Origin of the sequence: Bacteroides sp. D20, assembly GCF_003436255.1 — a bacterium.
Lineage (GTDB): Bacteria > Bacteroidota > Bacteroidia > Bacteroidales > Bacteroidaceae > Bacteroides > Bacteroides uniformis.
In genome coordinates, this window is the sequence record NZ_QSOO01000005.1 from 57,981 (window position 1) to 77,914 (window position 19,934).

17 protein-coding genes are annotated in these 19,934 nt (G+C 51.2%); 1 reads left to right on the plus strand and 16 read right to left on the minus strand.

The features are described from left to right. Window positions 1–13 precede the first annotated feature (13 nt). The 10 genes from DXD78_RS06780 to trpB form a co-directional block, all read right to left on the minus strand. Complete coding sequence (locus DXD78_RS06780; RefSeq protein ID WP_005837322.1) at window positions 14–373, minus strand: PleD family two-component system response regulator; 360 nt, start codon at window positions 371–373, stop codon at window positions 14–16. A 25-nt stretch (window positions 374–398) separates the two neighbouring features. Continuing rightward, window positions 399–2,681: an LruC domain-containing protein gene (locus tag DXD78_RS06785; RefSeq protein ID WP_117652635.1), complete on the minus strand. Its 2,283-nt coding sequence runs from the start codon at window positions 2,679–2,681 to the stop codon at window positions 399–401. Between the two features lie 180 nt (window positions 2,682–2,861). After that, window positions 2,862–3,902: an asparaginase gene (locus DXD78_RS06790; RefSeq protein WP_117652636.1), complete on the minus strand. Its 1,041-nt coding sequence runs from the start codon at window positions 3,900–3,902 to the stop codon at window positions 2,862–2,864. Between the two features lie 141 nt (window positions 3,903–4,043). Further along, the gene (gene trpA / locus DXD78_RS06795) at window positions 4,044–4,823 is read right to left on the minus strand and encodes a tryptophan synthase subunit alpha (RefSeq protein ID WP_117652637.1); all 780 of its coding nucleotides are present in this window, start codon (window positions 4,821–4,823) and stop codon (window positions 4,044–4,046) included. Window positions 4,824–4,977: 154 nt separating this feature from the next. Continuing rightward, window positions 4,978–5,601, minus strand: coding sequence for a phosphoribosylanthranilate isomerase (locus DXD78_RS06800; protein ID WP_117652638.1), 624 nt, complete (start codon window positions 5,599–5,601; stop codon window positions 4,978–4,980). Between the two features lie 96 nt (window positions 5,602–5,697). Then, window positions 5,698–6,525 (minus strand): indole-3-glycerol phosphate synthase TrpC, encoded by an 828-nt coding sequence (trpC, locus tag DXD78_RS06805; protein WP_117652639.1) that lies wholly within the window; start codon window positions 6,523–6,525, stop codon window positions 5,698–5,700. A 4-nt stretch (window positions 6,526–6,529) separates the two neighbouring features. Beyond that, complete coding sequence (gene trpD, locus DXD78_RS06810) at window positions 6,530–7,525, minus strand: anthranilate phosphoribosyltransferase (protein ID WP_005837316.1); 996 nt, start codon at window positions 7,523–7,525, stop codon at window positions 6,530–6,532. A 64-nt stretch (window positions 7,526–7,589) separates the two neighbouring features. Next, window positions 7,590–8,237: an aminodeoxychorismate/anthranilate synthase component II gene (locus DXD78_RS06815; RefSeq protein WP_117652640.1), complete on the minus strand. Its 648-nt coding sequence runs from the start codon at window positions 8,235–8,237 to the stop codon at window positions 7,590–7,592. A gap of 146 nt (window positions 8,238–8,383) precedes the next feature. After that, a complete protein-coding gene (locus DXD78_RS06820) occupies window positions 8,384–9,784 on the minus strand; it encodes an anthranilate synthase component I family protein (RefSeq protein WP_117652641.1) in 1,401 nt (466 codons plus the stop codon). 59 nt (window positions 9,785–9,843) lie between these two features. Next, window positions 9,844–11,022, minus strand: coding sequence for a tryptophan synthase subunit beta (gene trpB / locus DXD78_RS06825; RefSeq protein WP_171029006.1), 1,179 nt, complete (start codon window positions 11,020–11,022; stop codon window positions 9,844–9,846). Between the two features lie 627 nt (window positions 11,023–11,649). Here trpB and DXD78_RS06835 point away from each other — a divergent pair. Further along, window positions 11,650–12,234 (plus strand): HdeD family acid-resistance protein, encoded by a 585-nt coding sequence (locus DXD78_RS06835; protein ID WP_117652643.1) that lies wholly within the window; start codon window positions 11,650–11,652, stop codon window positions 12,232–12,234. A gap of 110 nt (window positions 12,235–12,344) precedes the next feature. Here the strand turns inward: DXD78_RS06835 and DXD78_RS06840 are convergent, their stop codons facing one another. The 6 genes from DXD78_RS06840 to DXD78_RS06865 all read right to left on the minus strand — a co-directional run bounded on the left by DXD78_RS06840 (window position 12,345) and on the right by DXD78_RS06865 (window position 19,926). Further along, complete coding sequence (locus tag DXD78_RS06840) at window positions 12,345–13,643, minus strand: S28 family serine protease (RefSeq protein ID WP_117652644.1); 1,299 nt, start codon at window positions 13,641–13,643, stop codon at window positions 12,345–12,347. 180 nt (window positions 13,644–13,823) lie between these two features. Next, on the minus strand, window positions 13,824–16,013 hold the full coding sequence (locus tag DXD78_RS06845; protein WP_117652645.1) for a glutamine synthetase III: 2,190 nt from the start codon (window positions 16,011–16,013) through the stop codon (window positions 13,824–13,826). 108 nt (window positions 16,014–16,121) lie between these two features. After that, window positions 16,122–17,390, minus strand: coding sequence for an ammonium transporter (locus tag DXD78_RS06850; protein ID WP_117652646.1), 1,269 nt, complete (start codon window positions 17,388–17,390; stop codon window positions 16,122–16,124). Window positions 17,391–17,448: 58 nt separating this feature from the next. Next, window positions 17,449–17,805 carry a P-II family nitrogen regulator gene (locus DXD78_RS06855; RefSeq protein ID WP_005827548.1) on the minus strand — a complete coding sequence of 119 codons (357 nt, stop codon included), beginning with the start codon at window positions 17,803–17,805 and terminating at the stop codon, window positions 17,449–17,451. Between the two features lie 78 nt (window positions 17,806–17,883). After that, entirely contained in the window at window positions 17,884–18,609 is a 726-nt protein-coding gene (locus DXD78_RS06860) for a hypothetical protein (RefSeq protein WP_117652647.1), read from the minus strand. Window positions 18,610–18,693: 84 nt separating this feature from the next. Then, window positions 18,694–19,926: an LL-diaminopimelate aminotransferase gene (locus DXD78_RS06865; RefSeq protein ID WP_117652648.1), complete on the minus strand. Its 1,233-nt coding sequence runs from the start codon at window positions 19,924–19,926 to the stop codon at window positions 18,694–18,696. Window positions 19,927–19,934 lie beyond the last annotated feature (8 nt).

Here is a 19,934-nt window from a genome sequence, read left to right on the forward strand (position 1 = left end):
TTGATTTTGTTGTTTAGAGGAATTTCTTGATGCGGGCTTTCAGTTCCATAGGATTGAAAGGTTTCAGTATGAAATCCTCGGCTCCGGCTTCGAGCAGGTTGATGCGCTCGGTGGTACTTTCCTCACTGGAAAGCATCACAACCGGAATGTCCTTGAAAAGTGAATTGCCTTTCAGATATGCCAGGAATTCACTGCCGGTCATCTTGGGCATGCGTATGTCCGAAATGATGAGAGCGGGCTCGTTCCCTTCATTCAGCCATTCTATGGCCCTGACGGGATCTTCGAAATAAACCAGCTCATTCTCTTTCCCTAAATAGACCGAGAGTACCTTGCCTATGGCAGGTTTGTCATCTACAAATAATATTTGTTTCATTGTTTATGATAGTTGTTTGCTATATTTATCTATATACATTTTCTTCTACCGGGTGTTCGTACCATTCCGTATACTGGGTTCTGTCTTGGGCCCAATAGATGAATTCCGGATATGCGCTTGCCTCGGGGATATCAGTACGTGACACATTGATGGTTTCTTTGGGATAGCGGAAGCCATACGGCACGCAGATTGCCCACGTGTTGTTGCCTGCCAAGTCAAGATTCTCTTGCTGTATGGTTCCGGCGGCAGTGGCGCCATATCCCCAAAATTCGTAAAGATGGACTTCCATGCGTTGTTCCATGCTTTTATATTGATAACAGATGAAGAAGTCCAGATTGTCTTTTGAGAATAGGGGCTCTGTCCGAGTTTGGTCTGTCAGTTCAATAATGACTTCATAAGTATACTCTTTGGCGGTTACTCCAATGCCGGTGTTTACCATCTCACCCGGTTCGACTCCAAATACATTGTGTACTTCGCCTGCAATGGGGATTACGACACTCGGATCGGAATCTTCCATATAAGTAACGTTATTGTACCTGAATTTGTTGTACGAGCTGTTGAATGACTCCTGGAAACGCGAATCGTCGCCTCCGGTCTTGACTTCCCGGATATCGGATTTATTGATTCCGGTAATCCGGAGCCCTACGCCCAACGGCTTGCTTGCTCCTGCTGCAGCAAGGGTCACGTCGAGCTGTATGCGCTTGATGTGGTTCGTCTTTTTCTCGCGGTGATAGTAGGTCTCCACGTCCAAGACCACGTCGTTGAAGTCATAGTCGCCTACCAACGGGAAGTTGTCTTCGAATACGTACGTATAGGAGACCGGGTCTGTAGGGGTTTCTGAGCCGGACTCGTCCGGAGTATTGCCTTCGCCCGTACAGTCTCCGGCAGGAATGGTGATGGGGGATTCTCCCCATTTGGATATGGTTCCTTCAGTGTTCTTGATGGCATCAAGGAATTTAGCTTTCCACCAGATGTCCTCGGTGATATCATCGTCAATCTCTTTCACTTCATAATGAATGTTTCCCTGGCTGGAAAAATTCCCTATATCTTCAATTTTATTGATTTTTACCAGTGCATATTCATTGTTTGGGCCCATAAATTGTGCTTGTGACAATTCGGCTTCATCCAGTACGGTTATCATGGAGTTGTCACCCATTGTGACATGGGTGTTGTAATTATTGCTTTTATCTCCAAAATCTTCTATTTCTGCAGAGGAGTTGTCTCCCATGTTCAGTGTGCCGACAAATTCTTCCGCATATAGATAGCATCCGTTGTCTATAGTGATGTTGCTGTCGGTTTCTCCGATATAGGCTTTGCCCTGGTTGATGAATTTGCATCCGCTGTCGAAATTCATTTCATCGACACGAACGGTTCCGCAATTATAGAATGCTCCTCCCCGGCTGACATGGAAATCGTCTATTTCCATGATACCGGCATTGTAGTTGTAGCTGCCTCCGGATGCATTGGTCAATTCGATGTCGTTCCCTTTGATGGTTCCACCCGCGTAGACGATAAACCGGCTGGATTGCACTAAAGTGAAGGTGTGCTCGTCCGGTATCACGATTTCCCCTCCGTCAATCACATAGAATTCGAAGCCTCGTTCAACGGTCATGTTGTTTCCATTGGGTTCCCAGCTGCCTTCAATGATGATGATGGCCGGATTGTCACTTCCCATGCCGTCCTTGCTGATTTTATTCCTATATATATTGTCTTTGGAGATTTTGTAGGCTTTTCCGTTTTGAAAATCGGTATTCGGCCTTATTTCTTCGGCACTTGATAGCATTGCAGTGATTTCCGCCTCGGACTTTTCCGGTGAATAGGTCTCGATGCTGACACTGCGTGTCCATGCGGCACGTGTAGTTGCAGGGGAACTGCCGAAAGCGGCGTGGAGCTGACCGTTTTGGATGGATACGTATTTTACTATGTTGCGGCTGTGTGCATCGGTGCGGCACACAAAAGCGCTCGTCAGCACAGAAGGGCAGTCCATGACGGTAGTAAATACTGTTGTATTATTGGCGGTGCCTTCTGCCAGCAGTTTGGCAGATGACCGGCTGATTAAGGGGTTCTTGTCGTAAATACGTATGGTATAGTCGATGCCGGTATCTTCGGATACAGAAACATTGACCCGGACCTGCTGAGTCATTTTCCAATCCATAGCCGGATCTATGTTCTTGACCGGAAACCTATCCTGATAGGCTGCTTTCACTTTTTCGGGGTTAAAAACATCGTCTTTACAACCCTGCAGCAGTATGCCTACTGTAAGAATAACAAGCGGCAGAAAGCGTTTGTATAGGGTATTTTCTCCCATATTTTACATTTGTTTTGCTTGATTGTAAGCAAAAGTACGTTTATTTAAACTAATAAGCTTTATTAATGGGGGATAAAAGCGTGTTAGTTAACGCTTTTTAACAATTTTGCATGGATAGATAATGCAAGTTTGTCTTGAAAATTATCAATATTACTAAATGCCCTCTGTATTGCCGCTTTACTAAATCTTGGTGATTTCTCCTGCCAGGTCGGAATTCATGCGGTGGCGGATTTCGGCTTGGTTCAGTCCATGCCCCAGGAGGAACATGAGTTTGGTGACGGCACATTCGGGGGTACTGTCATAGCCGCTGATGACACCTGCCTGGAGAAGTTGCAGACCGGTTTCGTAACGTCCCATCTCGACGGCGCCACTTTGGCATTGGGTGATGTTGACGATGACAATGCCACGTTCGCTGGCTTCTTTCAGCTGGCGGATGAACCATTCTTTCTGGGGGGCATTGCCGGAACCGAAGGTCTTGAGGACAACAGCTTTCAGGCCGGGAACATGGAGCACGGAGTTGATGATGCTTTCCTGGATGCCGGGAAAGAGGGTGAGCACTACGACATTGGTGTCGAAAAGGTAGTGCGGCTTCATGGGGCGTGACGGGTCGGGACGGTGGATGAGGTGCTCGTTATAACGGATATGGATGCCTGCCTTTGCCAGTGCGGGATAGTTGAAGGAGCGGAAAGCATTGAAATTCTCGGCATTGATTTTGGTGGTACGGTTGCCCCGCATCAGCTCGTTCTCGAAGAAGATGCACACTTCAGGGACGATAGGAGTACCGTCCGGATGCTTGGCGGCGGCTATTTCAATGGCGGTGATGAGGTTCTCTTTCCCGTCGGTGCGCAGGGTGCCGATGGGAAGCTGGGAACCGGTGAGGATGACCGGCTTGGAAAGGTTCTCGAGCATGAAACTGAGGGCGGAGGCTGTATAGGCCATCGTATCGGTACCGTGCAGGATGACGAAGCCGTCGAAATTGTCGTAGTTGTAGTTGATGATTTTTACAATCTTTGCCCAGAGGGAAGGCTCCATGTCGGAAGAGTCGATCGGTGGGTCGAACTGATAGGAAGAGATGCGGTAGTTGAAGCGCTTCAGTTCGGGAACATGCTGTAGCAGTTGGTCGAAGTTGAAGTTCTCAAGCGCACCGGTCTCGGGATTTTCTATCATTCCGATAGTTCCGCCAGTGTAAATCAATAGTACGGAAGGGCAATCGACTTTCATGATATTCGTATTAGAGCTTTTTTCGGGTACAAAGATAGTGAAATATGAGATGGGGAGAAAATAAAAGAGACAAGTCTTTGCAGATTTTGTCTCTTTTATTTTTTCATTGCGAAAAATATATTGTATGAAATTTGAATAAGCTCACTGTTTCAAATCTTCCTTCAACTGCCTGATAGCCTTTTCCGCATCTCCTTCCTTCTCGTTGAGCAGCGTGACGAAGCGGCTGCCGATGATGGCACCGGATGAGTGGGCGCAAGCGGCATCGAATGTCTGCTTGTTGCTGATGCCGAAGCCTACCATGCGTGGATTGCGCAGGTTCATATCCTCTATCTTCTTGAAGTAGGCTTGCTTCCGGGTGTCGAAGTCTTTCTGGGCACCGGTGGTAGCGGCACTGGACACCAGATAGATGAAGCCGTCGGTGTGGGCGTCTATTTCGCGGACGCGGGCTTCGCTGGTTTCGGGGGTAATGAGCATGATGACACGGATGTCATACTTCGAGGCGATGGCTTTGTAACTCTCTTCGTAATCGCGGAAAGGGAGGTCGGGAATGATGACGCCATCGATGCCGCATTCCACGCACTTCTGGCAGAAGGCTTCGAAGCCGAACTGCATGATGGGATTGAGGTATCCCATAAGGACAAGCGGGATGCGGACATCGCGACGGATGTCGCGCAATTGTTCGAAAAGCAGACGGAGGGACATGCCGTTATGCAGGGCGCGGGTGGCGGCATTCTGGATGACAATGCCGTCGGCCATGGGGTCACTGAACGGAATTCCGATTTCAATCATGCTGACTCCGTTTCTTTCGAGGGCACGGATAACGTCGGCTGTACCGTCGAGGTTGGGACAGCCTGCACAAAAGTAAATGGACAGCAGATTCTTGGGGCTGTCCTGGAAAAGTTGGTTAATGCGGTTCAACATACTATTTTTATTTACTATTTTACAATTTACTATTTACTATTTACTATTTGGCTGCGCAATAACGCTGCATGGTACTATTTACTATTTTACAATTTACTATTTACTATTTGCCATGCGGCGTACATTGCGCAGCCAAATAGTAAATAGTAAATCGTCAAATCGTACCTCCCTTCAGTTCTTTCAGGAAGTTTGCGATGCGTTCCACATCCTTTATTCCCGGTGCCGTTTCGAAGCGGCTGTTGATGTCGATACCTGCGAAATAGGGATGGCGGAACTCCCGGAGGGCTTTTACGCTGTAGGGGTTGATACCACCGCTGAGCAGGAACGGGGTGGGTCCGTTGTAGCGGTGCAGGAGGTTCCAGTCGAACTGGTTGCCGGAACCGCCGTACTGCGGGGTCTTGGTGTCGAAGAGGTAATAGTCGCACAGACCATTGTAGGCAGAAACGGAAAGCAGGTCCTTGGGCAGCAAGATGGAGAAAGCCTTGATGAGGTGCAGGCCTGCATTGTGCAGGGAACGGCAGTACTCGGGAGCCTCATTGCCATGCAGCTGGATGTAGTCCAGGCTGAAACGGTCGGTATACATCAGGATGTTTTCCTTACTTTCGTTGACAAAGACGCCGACACGCTTGGCGCAGGCTGGCAGATACCCGGGCATTTGGCACAGACAACGGGGAGATTTGGGGTAGAAGATAAAACCAATCATATCTACACCTTGCAGTTCTACATTGCGGATGTTTTCTGCTTCGGTCATTCCGCATACTTTGATGAGAGGAGACATTTTATTTACGATTTACAATTTACGATTTACAATTTGGCTGCGCGATGTAACGCTGTATGAGAGACTTTTGTATTTACAATTATCAACTTTCAACTTTTAATTATCAATTAAGAGACTGTCTTGGATGAACTCTTTCAGGGTTTCGCCCGGATTGGCTGTTTTCATGAAGGTTTCGCCGATGAGGAAACCGCGGAAGCCGGCGGCACGCAGGCGGCAGATGGTTTCGGGGTCGGAGATGCCGCTTTCGGAGACAAGGAGCGGGGATGCCGGTCCGTGGGTGGCTTCGCGCAGTTGCCGGGCTATCCGGAAGGAGTTCTCCACATCGGTGACGAAAGAGCCGAGGTTGCGGTTGTTGACACCCACCATGTCGACCTCCTTATTTATATAGGAGAGTTCCGAAGGGCTGTGGATTTCGAGCAATACCTCCAGCCCGAGTTCGTGGGCTTGGGCGGTGAGGGTGCTACACTGCTCCGGACTGAGGCAGGCGGCAATGAGCAATACGGCGTCGGCACCTACGATGCAGGCTTGCAGAAGCTGGTACTCGTCGATGATGAAGTCTTTGCGCAGGATGGGGATGCGGACGAGCGGACGGGCCGTGCGGATGTCGCGCAGCGTACCGCCGAAGAACCTCTCATCCGTCAGGATGGAGAGGGCGGCGGCGCCGGCGGCTTCGTAGGAGGCGGGTATTTCCTCTGCCCGGGCAGCCTCGTTTATCCAGCCTTTGGAGGGTGAACGGCGTTTGAACTCGGAGATGATTCCTGTAGAAGAAGCGGCAAGGGCCTGCTTCATGCTGCGGCGGTGGGCCGCATTCTCCCGGATGATGACTCCGGCCTGCTCCTGCAACTGTTCCGGAGAGACGGTCTGCTTTTGCAGTTCAATCTCTGTTTGCTTATGGGCGATGATTTCGGACAGTATATCTTTCATTGCTTCATTTATTAATCTCGATAAATTTTTTCAGTGTCGCCAGCGCCCGTCCGCTATCCAGTGATTCGCGTGCGATGGCGATGCACTCTTCAATCTCTTTCTGCGGCTCCATCACCTGGATGGCAAAGGCGGCGTTGACAATGACGCATTGCGTTTGTGCAGGTGTGGCATGCCCCGTAAGGATATTGTCGAAGATGCGGGCGGCATCTTCCTTGCATGCGCCGCCGAAGAGTTCTTCGGGACGGGCATCCTTGAAGCCGAGAGCCTGCGGACGGTAGATGCGCTCGTAGTTGCGGGTCATCACCTTGAACTCGTCCGTCAGGGAGATTTCGTCGTAGCTGTCGAGGCTGTTGACCACGGCAAAGTCAATGCCGAGCTTATAGAATACGTTGGTGTATAGGCGCATCTGCGAGAGGTCTGCCACACCGAGCAGCTGATATGCCGGACAGCATGGATTCACCAACGGGCCGAGCAGATTGAACAAGGTGCGCACTCCCAACGTCTTGCGTACGGGACCGACAAACTTCATCGCCGGATTGAAAAGCTGGGCATGAAGGTAAGCGATGTTGCACTCCTCCATGCTGCGTTTCAGCGTGTCGGGGTTGTTGGTGAAGCGTACGCCGTGCTGCTCGATGACATTGCTGGCTCCGCTCACGGAAGTGGCTCCGTAGTTGCCGTGCTTGGCAACCTTGTAGCCGGCTCCCGCCACCACGAAGCAAGCGCAGGTGGAGATGTTGAAGGTGTTCTTTCCGTCGCCGCCCGTACCTACAATGTCGATGGGGCGATAGGGGGCGAAGTCGATGGGAAGGCGTGTCTCCATCAGTGCTTCGCGGAAACCGATAAGCTCGTCCACAGTGATGCTCCGCATCTGGAAGGCAGTGAGCAAGGCTGCTATCTGCGCCTCAGGATACATTTCCTTGGTGATGTTGAGGAGGATTTGTTTGGTCTCCTCCGACGTAAGCTCTTCGTGATTGAAGAGACGGGTGAGTATTGCTTTCATCTTTTTATTTACGATTTGACGATTTACGATTTGACGATTGAATTTACTCTTTTTCTGAAGTGCCTCATTTGAAAAGCCAGTTTTTTACGATTGTTTTTCCGTCGGGTGTCAGTACCGATTCAGGATGGAACTGGATGCCGTGTATGTCATACTCCCGATGTTTCAGCGCCATGATTTGTCCTTCGGGGCTGATGGCGGTAATGGCCAGCGCTTCGGGAAAGTCCTTCGTATCCACTACCCAGGAGTGGTATCGTCCGACGGGAATCCTATTGGGTAAACCGCAGAAGATATAGTCTTCTTCGAGAGAAATACCTTCATAATCCTTTCCCCCCAATCCTTCATCACTAATCCCTAATCCTTCCTCCCTCGTCCCTAATCCCTCACTCCTAATCCTTATCTCCGTCTGTACCCCATGGAATACCTCTTTCAGATTGACCAGCTTTCCGCCAAACACTTGTCCGATGGCTTGTTCGCCCAGACAGACACCGAGTATGGGTTTCCGTCCGGCATAGGTGCGGATGACATCCAGCAGCAGTCCGGCTTCCTCGGGGACACCGGGGCCGGGTGAGAGGATGATTTTATCGTATGGCTCCAATTCTTCGAGCCGGAATTTATCGTTGCGCAGCACATCCGTTTCTGCGCCAAGCTCTTTCACCAGATGGGCAAGGTTGTAGGTGAAGGAGTCGTAATTGTCTATGATAACTGTTTTCATCTTTTGTATTTACAATCTATTTTATTTACTATTTGACGATTTACGATGTACGATTGAAGTTACTTTATTTACGATGTACGATTTGGCTACGCAATGTACGCCGCATGGCAAATCGTACATCGTAAATCGTCAAATCGTACATAAACTCACATTTTTTCTGCCATCTCAATCGCCTTTTTCAGTGCGCCGAGCTTGTTGTTCACCTCTTGCAGTTCGTACTCGTCGTTGCTCTTGGCTACGATGCCGCCGCCTGCCTGGAACCAGAGGACACCGTTGCGGCTGACAAAAGTACGAATCGTAATTGCCTGGTTCAGCGAGCCGTTCAGTCCGATGAAACCGATGCAGCCGCCGTAGGCTCCACGGTTGTGCGGTTCCAGCTGGCTGATGAGCTGCATGGCGCGTACTTTCGGGGCGCCGCTCAGGGTACCGGCAGGAAAGGTGTCGATGAAGGCCTTGACGGGGTCGGCCTCTTCGCGGAGCGTTCCGCTGACACGGCTGACGAGGTGGATGACATGGCTGTAATACTGCGTCTCCTTATAGAAGTCCACCTTTACATCGTGGCAGTTGCGGGAGAGGTCGTTGCGGGCAAGGTCCACAAGCATCACGTGTTCGGCGTTCTCTTTGGGGTCGTCGTGCAGGTACCGGGCATTGAGGGCGTCCTGCTCTGCATCGCCGGTGCGCTTCGTGGTTCCGGCAATGGGGTCGATATAGGCATGGCGGCCTTCGATGCGGCAATGGGTTTCGGGAGACGAGCCGAAAATGCGGAAGCCTCCGAAGTCGAAATAGAACAGATAGGGAGAAGGGTTGATGCTGCGCAGGGCACGGTAGAGCTTGAAGTCATCGCCCGTGAAACGCTGCTCGAACCGGCGGGAGAGGACTATCTGGAAAACGTCGCCGCGCAGACAGTGGGCGATGCCGCGGCGGATATTCGCCTTGTGCTCCTCGTCTGTAAGCGGAGAGGTGGTGGGGCCGACGGCGCGGAAATCATAGGCGGTGTAGTTGCGGTTATGGATGGCCTTCTGCACCTGGTCCAGTTCGCTGGTCTCGCCGGGCGCCAGCATCTCGAGGAGCAGCATCTCATTCTTGAAGTCGTTGAAGACGATGAGGTACTTATATAATATGTACAGCATGTCCGGCGCATCGTTGGTAGCTTCGCGGCTGTCCTTCACGGGGATATTCTCGAAGTAGCGGACAGCATTGAAGGAGGTGTATCCGTAGAGTCCGCAGTAATTGCTGTATTCGCCCTCCACGCGGAAGCGGGCGCGGAAATCGTTCAAGGCATTCTCCACGCGGTATGCATCGGTTATGGGATGCTCTTCGCGGCTGTCGTCCGGCAGGCGGAAGATAACCGTGCCGTGGTCTATGCTGACACTTGCCAGCGGACACAGAGCGATGAACGAGCGGTTGTTCTCACTGCCATGATAGTCGGAACTCTCCATAAGTGCGCTCTGCGGAAAGATGTCGCGCACCTTCAGATACGTGCTCACCGGCGTATGCAAGTCACCGAGCATGGTGCAGCTGATTGTTTTATAATCATATTGTTTCATTGTATCTTGTATTTTATTTCATTGCATCTCGTATTTTCAAATAGCTCATCACTTATCACTTATAACTCATCACTCAAATACGTCTCTATATCCTTATCCCCCCGTCCCGACACCGTCAGCACCACCACGTCCGTCGGCTTGAACCTCATCTTCTCCAGCGCACCCAGTGCGTGGGCACTTTCCAATGCGGGGATGATGCCTTCGAGCCGGGTCAGTTCGTAGGCGGCGCGGATGGCTTCGTCGTCGTTGACGGCGAGGACGATGGCACGCTTCTGCTTGGCAAGGTTGGCGTGCATGGGGCCGATGCCCGGATAGTCCAGTCCGGCAGAGATGGAATAGGGCTCTTCTATCTGTCCGTCCTCGTTCTGGATGACGTAGGTGCGCGAGCCGTGGATGATGCCCATCTTGCCGAGGGCGATGGTGGCGGCTGTCATTCCCGTTTCAATGCCTTTTCCGCCGGCTTCGGCGAGGACGATTTGCACGTGCGGGTCGTTGACGTAGTGATAGATGGTGCCGGCTGCATTGCTTCCTCCACCTACGCAGGCGATGAGGTAGTCGGGGCATTCGCGTCCCTCGTGTTCAAGGAGCTGCTTCCTGATTTCTTCGCTGATGACGGACTGCAGGCGTGCCACCATGTCGGGGTACGGATGCGGGCCGACGGTGGAACCTATCACGTAGTAGGTGTCCGAGGGATGACAGCACCAGTCGCGGATGGCTTCGTTGGTGGCGTCCTTCAACGTCATATTGCCACTGGTGACGGGAACGACGGTGGCGCCGAGCATCTTCATCTTCTCCACATTGACGCGCTGGCGCTCTACGTCGGTCTTACCCATGTAGACGATGCATTCCATGTTCATCAAGGCGCAGACGGTGGCTGTGGCCACACCGTGCTGTCCGGCTCCGGTTTCGGCGATGATGCGGCGCTTGCCCATGCGGCGTGCCAGCAATACCTGCCCGATGCTGTTGTTGATTTTGTGGGCACCGGTGTGGTTCAGGTCTTCACGCTTGAGGTAAATCCGGCAACCGTACTTCTCGGACAAGCGGTGTGCCAAGTAGAGTGGGGAAGGGCGTCCCACGTAGTCGCGCAGCAACTGGTCGTATTCACGCTTGAAGTCCTCACTTTGCAGCACCTTGAGGTAGGTGTTCTGCAACTCTTCTACACATTTGTGGAGGATTTCGGGAACGTATGCCCCGCCGAACTCTCCGTAATAACCTTCTTTGTCAACTAAGAAATTCATCATGTTATTTACTATTTGACGATTTACTATTTACTATTTCAGAAATCAAAACGCATTATTGCTTAAACGAAAAAAGCCCCGTCGCTTGGTGCGACAGGGCTCTTTTTGTTTTTTACTATATATTACATATATACATACGAGCGCTGCTCCCTTACGACTGTCGGAGTTGTAACGGGTGCCACCACCAATATGTATTTACTAACATTGTTTTCATTGACTTTTTTTGTTTTATCGAGGGCAAAGACAGTGCAAACCGAATGTATAATAAAATGAACTTGTTCATTTTTTATGCTGAGGTGCAGCCTGTCTTCGTTTTCGCGACAAATATAAGCACTTTGTTTTAACTGCCAAAATAAATATGACTTTTTTTCCGGATTAAAACATTTTTCTTGAAATATTGTTCTTATAGGTGTAGTAAAAACGAATATTCATTCAAAAAAAGAAAGGAACAAACTATGAATAGAAAACATTTAGTTGCCATAGGCGTGTTTATTGCTGTACTGTTGTTATTATACTGGCTCTTTGTGGCCGAAGATATGAATGCCTGGCTGAATGTAAACTGATTTTTCGGGATTTTCGTGTGGAGTTATTCGGATAAAGATGTATCTTCGCAAAAAACATAGACTCATGAAAGGATTAAGTTATTCATTTTTGCGCGCGATATGTGCGCTGGTTATCGGTTTGGTGCTGGTGATGTTTCCCGACCAGGCCGGTGATTACTTGGTGATTACGATAGGCGTCATCTTTCTGGTGCCTTCGCTTATCAGCATCATAGGCTACTTTGCACAGAGCACGGAGATGCGCCGCCGTTTCCCTATCGAGGGAGTAGGCAGTCTGTTGTTTGGTTTGTGGCTGATTATCATGCCCGGTTTCTTTGCCGACCTGCTGACATTTGTATTGGGATTTATCCTGGTGATGGGAGGAGTGCAACAGATTGCCTCGCTTTCTGCTGCCCGTCGCTGGATGCCGGTGCCGTATGGCTTTTATGCGGTGCCTGTATTGATTCTGATTGCCGGACTGGTGGCGCTGTTTAATCCTACGGGAGTACGCTCCACGGCATTTATCATTATCGGCATCAGCAGTCTGGTCTATGCGGCTTCGGAACTGCTGAACTGGTTCAAGTTTACGCGTCGCCGTCCCAAAGCACCGGGTACAAAGGACTCCTCTTCAAGAGAAATCAATAACATTGAAGATGCTGAAATCGTAGAATAAAAAAACAGACCATGCGTTGGTTGTAAACAGATGGTCTGTTTGCCCTGAACGCATGGTCTGTTGGCATTGAATAGATGGCCTGTTTCAATCAAGCGGACCATCTGTTCTTTTTATTCTTGCAGCCACTTGTTTATCAGTGAAATGGCTTCTCGTTTTTGAGCGTCGGGCAGTGTGCCGATGCGTGCCCGATGGCTTCCGCCGGGCTCTACGAATACATGGATGTTTTTCTTTCCTTTCAGCCAGGTCACTCCGGCAGCCGTCCACGGGTCGTTCTGTCCGTAGATGAATATCATTTTCGGGTCATTCTCTTTCAGGAACTTCGTGATTTTCTTGCTTAGGGTCTTGTCGAAGGGCATGTCTTTCAGCTCTTCGGGAAGCATCAGGCGATGCAGGTAACCCTTGCTCGATTGGATGGAAAGATACTTCTTGAAAGGCTTCGTATCGTAGCCATAATAGCCCAGCTCGCGGGCGGCCTGTACGAAGAACGAGGCTGTGGGACTGTCGGCAATGAAGTAGTCGGGATTACTGATGTCGAGCAGATGGGCAAATATCTCATCGTCCGAGGCCGTGGTTGCGGGAATGCTGCTGACGGGAGTTCCCCACTGCCAAAGGGCAAAAGAATACTCCAGCACGCAATAGTCGTATATCTCTTCAACGGGCGCACGGAACTTGAGTCCTTTTTCATCGCAATATTTCTCAAAGCGGGGGAGCAGTGCGGCTTTCCGTTTCAACACTTCCAACTGGAAGTCCTCAATCCGTTTGCGGTCCTCCGGAGTAGACACTTTCCTGAGGAAAGGCTCGTGGCGTCCGTCTTCCACCCCGTAGCAGAGCGGAGCTACATAAGGCACGGAAATATCCACGTCGTCCGGATAGAACGTGCGGTAGAGCAGGGTAGTCTGTCCGCCCTTGCTGATGCCGGTCGCAATCCATTTGCCGGGATAGATGCTTTTAAAGGCGTTGCGGACGGCGTGCAGGTCGTCGGCAGAATTCTCGGCGGTGAGGTATTGCCAGTCTTTAGGCTCAGGGGTGGATTCCAGGAAATAACGGTATTCCACAAAAATCATGTTGGCATCGAGCAGCTCTGAAAGTTCCTCGCGATACTTGGGATTGAGGGCATAGGCGGCTCCATAGCCTTCGGTTACAATCACCGTGGGACGGTCGAAGCCGACGTGGGAGACAATCACGCGCTGGCGGAAACTGCCCTTTTCGGGATGACGGTGGTCCAACGGCTGGGTAAAATAGGTTACATACTTCTCGGAGAACCGGGTGGACTCCAACGGACGGGTTTCCGTAATGGCGGAAATCCGACCCAGTTTTTGCTGCAGATCGGTTTGTGCCGGGGCAGCAGCCGAAACGAACAGCAAGGCAAACAGCAGGAACGCTGCATAGCAGTTACGTAAATTCTTCATGATGACAGGATTGTTTTATCTGACGGGCAAAGATAGGTTATTTCCCGCTTACCGCCAACAGTTGGCATGGACGAAAAAAGAGAGAGAACTGCCTCGCGGCACCTCTCCCCCCTGCAAACTTAAAACAACCAACAAAAGAATGAGATAGGGATTAAGGATTCATCCTTCATCCTTCATTTTTCATCTTATAAACAGTAACTCGCGATATTTAGGCAACGTCCACATCTGATTGTCGACGATGAGTTCCAGCTTGTCGATGTGGTAACGGATTTCCTCCATCATCGGTACGATGTTGTCGTGGTAGGCGATGGCTTTTTCACGTTCACTCTCAATTTTGTTGGCCACTTTGCGCGCCTCGATCATGGCATCCACATGCTCCTTGATGAAGGCGGTACGGTCGGCAATCTCTTCGATGAGTTCCAGATTCTTGGCAGACAGTTTTGCAGCCTTCTCTGCGGGGAACAGGTCTTTCATCTTGTAGACGTTGTCAATCAAATCCGACTGATACTGTGTAGCTACGGGGATAATGTGGTTCATGGCCAAATCTCCGAGCACGCGGGCTTCAATCTGTATTTTCTTGGTGTACATTTCCCATTTCACCTCGTTGCGGGCTTCCAGTTCCTTCTTCGTCATGACACCGATGGACTCGAACATCCGGATGCTCTCCGGTTTCAGGTAGTTGTCGAAGATGACGGGGACACTTGTCTCGCAGTCCAGACCGCGGCGGGCAGCTTCAGCTTTCCATTCGTCACTGTAACCGTTTCCATCGAAGTGGATGGGTTTACAAATCTTGATGTACTTGCGGATAACGTCGAGGATGGCGGAGATTTTCGGCTCACCCTTTTCAATCAGTTCGTCCACATCTTTCTTGAATTCCACCAACTGCTCGGCAAGGGCGGAGTTCAGCGCAATCATGGCACTGGCGCAGTTGGCTTCGGAACCCACGGCGCGGAACTCGAAGCGGTTGCCGGTGAAGGCGAACGGGCTGGTGCGGTTGCGGTCGGTATTGTCTATCATCAGTTCCGGAATCTGCGGGATGTCCAGCTTCATGCCTTGCTTGCCGCTGAGGCTGACGAGATCGTCCTTGGTGCTCTCTTCGATGTGTTCCAGCACCTGGCTCAACTGCTTGCCCAGGAAGGAAGAGATGATGGCCGGAGGAGCTTCGTTGGCACCCAGCCGGTGGGCGTTCGTGGCGCTGGAGATAGAGGCTTTCAGCAATCCGTTGTGACGGTATACGGCCATCAGCGTATTCACTACGAAGGTGATGAAACGCAGGTTCTCTTCGGGCAGTTTGCCGGGTGCGTGGAGCAGGATACCGGTGTCCGTACCCAGCGACCAGTTATTATGCTTGCCGCTACCGTTGACACCCTTGAAGGGCTTTTCGTGCAGCAGTACGCGGAAACCGTGGTTACGTGCCACTTTACGCATCAAGGCCATGATGAGCATGTTGTGGTCTACCGCCAGGTTGCATTCCTCGAAGACGGGAGCCAGCTCGAACTGGTTGGGAGCCACTTCGTTGTGGCGGGTCTTGACGGGGATGCCGAGTTTCAGCGCTTCGATTTCCAGTTCCTTCATGAAAGCGGCCACACGGCTGGGGATGGCCCCGAAGTAATGGTCTTCCAGCTGCTGGTTCTTGGCGCTGTCATGGCCCATCAGCGTGCGTCCGGTCATCAGCAGGTCGGGACGTGCGGCGTACAACCCTTCGTCAACCAGAAAATATTCCTGCTCCCAGCCCAGATAGGCAACCACTTTCTTTACTTCCGGATTGAAATAGTGGCATACGTCGACGGCAGCCTTGTCTACGGCACGCAGGGCTTTCAGCAACGGTGCCTTGTAGTCCAGAGACTCACCGGTATAGGCGATGAAAATAGTCGGGATGCAGAGCGTGTCGTCTACGATGAATGCCGGGGAGGAGGGGTCCCATGCCGAGTAGCCACGTGCCTCGAACGTATTGCGGATACCGCCGTTCGGGAAACTGGAAGCGTCCGGTTCCTGCTGCACGAGCAGTTTGCCGGTGAATTCCTCCATCACGCCGCCTTTGCCGTCGTGTTCCACAAAAGCATCGTGCTTTTCGGCAGTACCTTCGGTCAGCGGATGAAACCAGTGCGTATAGTGGGTCGCCCCCATTTCAACCGCCCATTTCTTCATACCTGCGGCAACCTCGTCGGCTATGCTGCGGTCCAGCGGAGCTCCGTTGTCAATCACATCCGTCAGTTTGGCATACACCTTGCTTGGCAGATAGCGGAACATCTTCTCCTTGTTGAATACATACTTGGCAAAATACTCTGACGGACGTTCCGCCGGGACTGCCACTGCAACGGGTTTCTTCTTGAACGCCGTTTCTACTACTCTGAATCTCAATTTTGACATAATACCTTAGAGTTGTAATTGTTGGTTTAATAAAACTATGTTAGAGTGAAAAAACTTCTTGTTTCGTTGTTCCCGGGAAGGCGGCCAGACCTGCCCGGGATAAAATCATTATGCACCGTAGGCTGATTCGCCGTGTTCGTAAATGTCGAGTCCTTCTTCCTCCACACGTTTGGAAACGCGGAGACCGTGGATCTTGTCGAGTCCTTTGAAGATGATGAATCCCATGCCTGCTGCCCATGCGCCTACTACGAGTGCACCGAATACCTGCGCTCCGAGGAATCCCCAGCCTGCACCGTAAAACAGTCCCTCACTGGTGGAAAACAGTCCGGTGAGGATGGTTCCCGTGAAACCGCAGACACCGTGTACGGAACTGGCCCCTACGGGGTCGTCAATTTTCAGTGTCCGGTCGATGAATTCCACCGAATAAATCATCAGGATGCCGCAGATGGTGCCGATGATTACCGCCCCGAAGGGAGAAACCATGTCACAACCGGCCGTGATGCCTACCAATCCGGCCAGAATGCCATTCAGTGTCAGAGACAAGGAGGGTTTGCCATATTTCATCCAGCTTACCGCCAATGCAAAGAAACCGCCTGCGCAGGCTGCCAGATTGGTGGTGAGGAATACATGCGAGATGGCCCTTGCATCGTCCGTAGTGGCTGCTGCCAACTGTGAACCGGGGTTGAAGCCGAACCATCCGAACCAAAGGATGAATACACCCAGTGCCGCAATCGTGAGGTTATGTCCCGGAATGGCTCTTGACTTGCCGTCTTTGCCGTATTTCCCGATGCGCGGGCCGAGGATGGCCGCACCTACCAGGGCAATCCAGCCTCCTACGGAGTGGACGATGGTGGAACCTGCGAAGTCATGGAAAGTTGTTCCGAATGTTTCCATCATGAAGGAACCTGCCTCACCGTTCATCAGCCAGCCGCCGCCCCAAGTCCAGTGACCGGAAACGGGATAAATCAGCACACTGATGAAGATGGTGTAAACCAGGTACATGGAGAATTTGGTACGTTCTGCCATAGCGCCGGACACGATGGTGGCAGCCGTTGCGCAGAATACAGTCTGGAATACGAGGAAACCTTCTGTTGGAAGTCCGCCTCCGTCGTAGAACGAGAGGTCGAAGAAATGGGGCATTCCTATGAATCCGCCTGCACCGAACATCAGTCCGAAACCGATGAACCAGTAGAGCAGACTGCCAAACATGAAGTCAACGAAGTTCTTCATCAGGATATTGGCCGTATTTTTTACTCTTGTAAAACCGGCTTCGACCAGTGCAAAGCCCGGCTGCATGAAGAATACCAGCATGGCTGCAAGCAGCATCCATACGGTGTTCAGTCCGTTGGTCAGTTCACTTAAAATAAGTTTATCCATAATTTCTTGTTGCTTTTAGTTGTATTGTATTTTCTTGGTTGTGGTTTGTAGCTGCCCGTTATCTTTCTTGTTCGGCATTGTAGAGTGCGATGTCGCCTCTCTCTGCAGTACGTATGCGTATGGCATCCTCAATGGGGATGACGAAGATACGTCCGTCGCCGATTTCACCGGTTTGTGCAGATTTGATGATGGCTTGTACGGTCTTTTCCGCATTCTTGTCGCGCACCACGATGGAGATAAGGATGCGCTCGATGGAACTGGTGTCGTACATGACACCACGGTAGATACGGGCTTGTCTGGATTTCCCGATGCCCCGTACATCATAATAGGAGAACCATTCGATGTCCGCTTCGAGCAGCGCGTCCTTCACGTCCTCGAACTTGGTCTTTCGGATAATAGCTTCAATCTTTTTCATACCTTAAATAATTTACGATTTGACAATTTACAATTTACTATTTGCCTTTCGGCGTGTGTAAATCATAGTTCTTTGCTTTTAGAAGCTTAGTCCGACTACGAAATAGGCACCTTCAGACCTTGGATTCCAGGTTGCTTTGGCAAACAACGGGAGGGAGAAGGAATCGGTGATTTTGATGTCTTTTGATACTCCCAGGCTGACGTCGCATACGGCAAAGCCGTTGGCTCCATAGAAGTCCGTGGCCCAAGGGGTAGCACCTATCTCTGCCGTCCAGTCCAGTCCGCCCAGTGTGAAGGGGGCTGCCACGGAGATGTAGGATGAATAAGCACGGTCACCGTCCTTGTCAACACCGTCGTCGCCTGCAAAGTTGGTGTACCAGTTTACGGCTACGGGGCCGAAATCATAACCGATTTGCGCTTCGAACAGATGTGAGTTGGCAACATTGTGTGCACCGTACTGGAAGTATTTGGCTGTCACCCCATCTCCGGTCACGTTGTACCAGTAGTCCGTCACTGATATGCTGAAGCCTCCGGTTGAATATCCCAGTATGAGGTCGAACTCTTTCGTGTCCGAACTCTCGATGCCTACGGAGCCCCAAGCTCCCAGAGAGAAACCTTTGTAGGCGATGGATGCGTTCGGTTGGAGGCTTACCCCTCCCAAATCCTGGCCACGCCACACGTAACCGCTTACGAGGTCGACGCCTACCGATGCTTCCACTTTATCCTGAGCCTTTGCCGTGAAAGGCATTGCCATTGATAATAGCGCCATTGCCATTATTACCCATTTTACACTTCTTGTTTTCATACCTTTTTACCTTTAAATTTAGAAAAATTCCGGATGATCAGTCCGACTCGATTATAGCAAGTACTTCACTAATTCAATTGTTTTTTATTTCAGCCACTTCCGGATGCGCTTCATGGCTTCCACGCAATCTTCGTGTTTTCCAAAGGCCGTCAGCCGGATATATCCTTCACCACTGGGACCGAAACCTACACCCGGTGTGCCCACTACATTGGCTTCGTACAGCATCTGTTCAAAGAACCGCCAGGAGCCCGTTCCGTCAGGCGTTTTCAGCCAGATGTAAGGAGCGTTCACACCGCCGTAGACTTTCAGCCCGGCCGCTTCAAGGCCCTGCTTCATGGTCCGGGCATTGTTCATATAATAATCTATCGTTTCCTTTATCTGCCGTTGTCCTTCCGGTGTATAGATGGCTTCCGCCGCCCGTTGGGTGATGTAGCTGGTGCCGTTGAACTTGGTGCATTGGCGGCGGTTCCAGAGCTTGTTCAACGGGATGCGTTCGCCTTCCAGCGTGGCGGCAGTGAGTTCTTTCGGCACAACGGTGTAGCCGCAGCGTACTCCCGTGAATCCGGCAGTTTTCGAGAAGCTGCGGAACTCGATGGCGCATTTCTTTGCTCCCTTTATCTCATAGATGGAGTGGGGCACGTCGTCTTCGCGGATGAAGGCTTCGTAGGCGGCATCGAACAGAATCAGCGTGTCGTTGGCGAGCGCATAGTCCACCCATTTCTTCAGCTCGGGCTTGGTCAGGGTGGTGCCCGTGGGGTTGTTGGGGTAGCAGAGGTAGACGATGTCGATGCGCTTGTCCGGAATCTCCGGGATGAAGTCGTTCTCGGCGGTACAAGGCATGTAGGTGACGTTGCTCCACTGACCGTTTCCTTCCAATACTCCGGCACGTCCGCACATCACGTTGCTGTCTATATAGACCGGATAAATAGGGTCGGTCACGCCTACACTGTTGTCGTGGCGGAGAATGTCACCGATGTTTCCCGTGTCGCTCTTTGCTCCGTCGTTCACGAAGATTTCCGTAGGACCGAAGTGGATGCCGCGTGGAAGGTAATCGTGCTTGATGATGGCTTCTATCAAGAAGTCGTATCCTTGCTCGGGACCATATCCACGGAATGTCCGTACGTCAGCCATCTCCTCCACTGCCTTGTGCATCGCTTCGATGCAGACCGGTGGCAGTGGCCGGGTAACGTCTCCGATACCCAGACGGATGACCTCTTGCTTGGGATGTGTTATCCTGAAAGTATTTACCTTCTTGGCTATGTCTGAAAACAGATAACTGCCCGGTAGCTTTAAAAAATGTTCGTTTACTAATGCCATAATCTTTT

What these genes read in the sequence shown, in the direction of transcription:
- trpD (WP_005837316.1), bottom strand. Translation starts at nt 7,525, where the DNA reads ATGAAAGCAATACTCACCCGTCTCTTCAATCACGAAGAGCTTACGTCG.
- DXD78_RS06860 (WP_117652647.1), bottom strand. Translation starts at nt 18,609, where the DNA reads ATGAAAACAAGAAGTGTAAAATGGGTAATAATGGCAATGGCGCTATTA.
- DXD78_RS06785 (WP_117652635.1), bottom strand. Translation starts at nt 2,681, where the DNA reads ATGGGAGAAAATACCCTATACAAACGCTTTCTGCCGCTTGTTATTCTT.
- trpC (WP_117652639.1), bottom strand. Translation starts at nt 6,525, where the DNA reads ATGAAAGATATACTGTCCGAAATCATCGCCCATAAGCAAACAGAGATT.
- DXD78_RS06835 (WP_117652643.1), top strand. Translation starts at nt 11,650, where the DNA reads ATGAAAGGATTAAGTTATTCATTTTTGCGCGCGATATGTGCGCTGGTT.
- trpB (WP_171029006.1), bottom strand. Translation starts at nt 11,022, where the DNA reads ATGAATTTCTTAGTTGACAAAGAAGGTTATTACGGAGAGTTCGGCGGG.
- DXD78_RS06865 (WP_117652648.1), bottom strand. Translation starts at nt 19,926, where the DNA reads ATGGCATTAGTAAACGAACATTTTTTAAAGCTACCGGGCAGTTATCTG.
- DXD78_RS06840 (WP_117652644.1), bottom strand. Translation starts at nt 13,643, where the DNA reads ATGAAGAATTTACGTAACTGCTATGCAGCGTTCCTGCTGTTTGCCTTG.
- DXD78_RS06820 (WP_117652641.1), bottom strand. Translation starts at nt 9,784, where the DNA reads ATGAAACAATATGATTATAAAACAATCAGCTGCACCATGCTCGGTGAC.
- DXD78_RS06780 (WP_005837322.1), bottom strand. Translation starts at nt 373, where the DNA reads ATGAAACAAATATTATTTGTAGATGACAAACCTGCCATAGGCAAGGTA.
- trpA (WP_117652637.1), bottom strand. Translation starts at nt 4,823, where the DNA reads ATGTTGAACCGCATTAACCAACTTTTCCAGGACAGCCCCAAGAATCTG.
- DXD78_RS06855 (WP_005827548.1), bottom strand. Translation starts at nt 17,805, where the DNA reads ATGAAAAAGATTGAAGCTATTATCCGAAAGACCAAGTTCGAGGACGTG.
- DXD78_RS06850 (WP_117652646.1), bottom strand. Translation starts at nt 17,390, where the DNA reads ATGGATAAACTTATTTTAAGTGAACTGACCAACGGACTGAACACCGTA.
- DXD78_RS06800 (WP_117652638.1), bottom strand. Translation starts at nt 5,601, where the DNA reads ATGTCTCCTCTCATCAAAGTATGCGGAATGACCGAAGCAGAAAACATC.
- DXD78_RS06815 (WP_117652640.1), bottom strand. Translation starts at nt 8,237, where the DNA reads ATGAAAACAGTTATCATAGACAATTACGACTCCTTCACCTACAACCTT.
- DXD78_RS06790 (WP_117652636.1), bottom strand. Translation starts at nt 3,902, where the DNA reads ATGAAAGTCGATTGCCCTTCCGTACTATTGATTTACACTGGCGGAACT.
- DXD78_RS06845 (WP_117652645.1), bottom strand. Translation starts at nt 16,013, where the DNA reads ATGTCAAAATTGAGATTCAGAGTAGTAGAAACGGCGTTCAAGAAGAAA.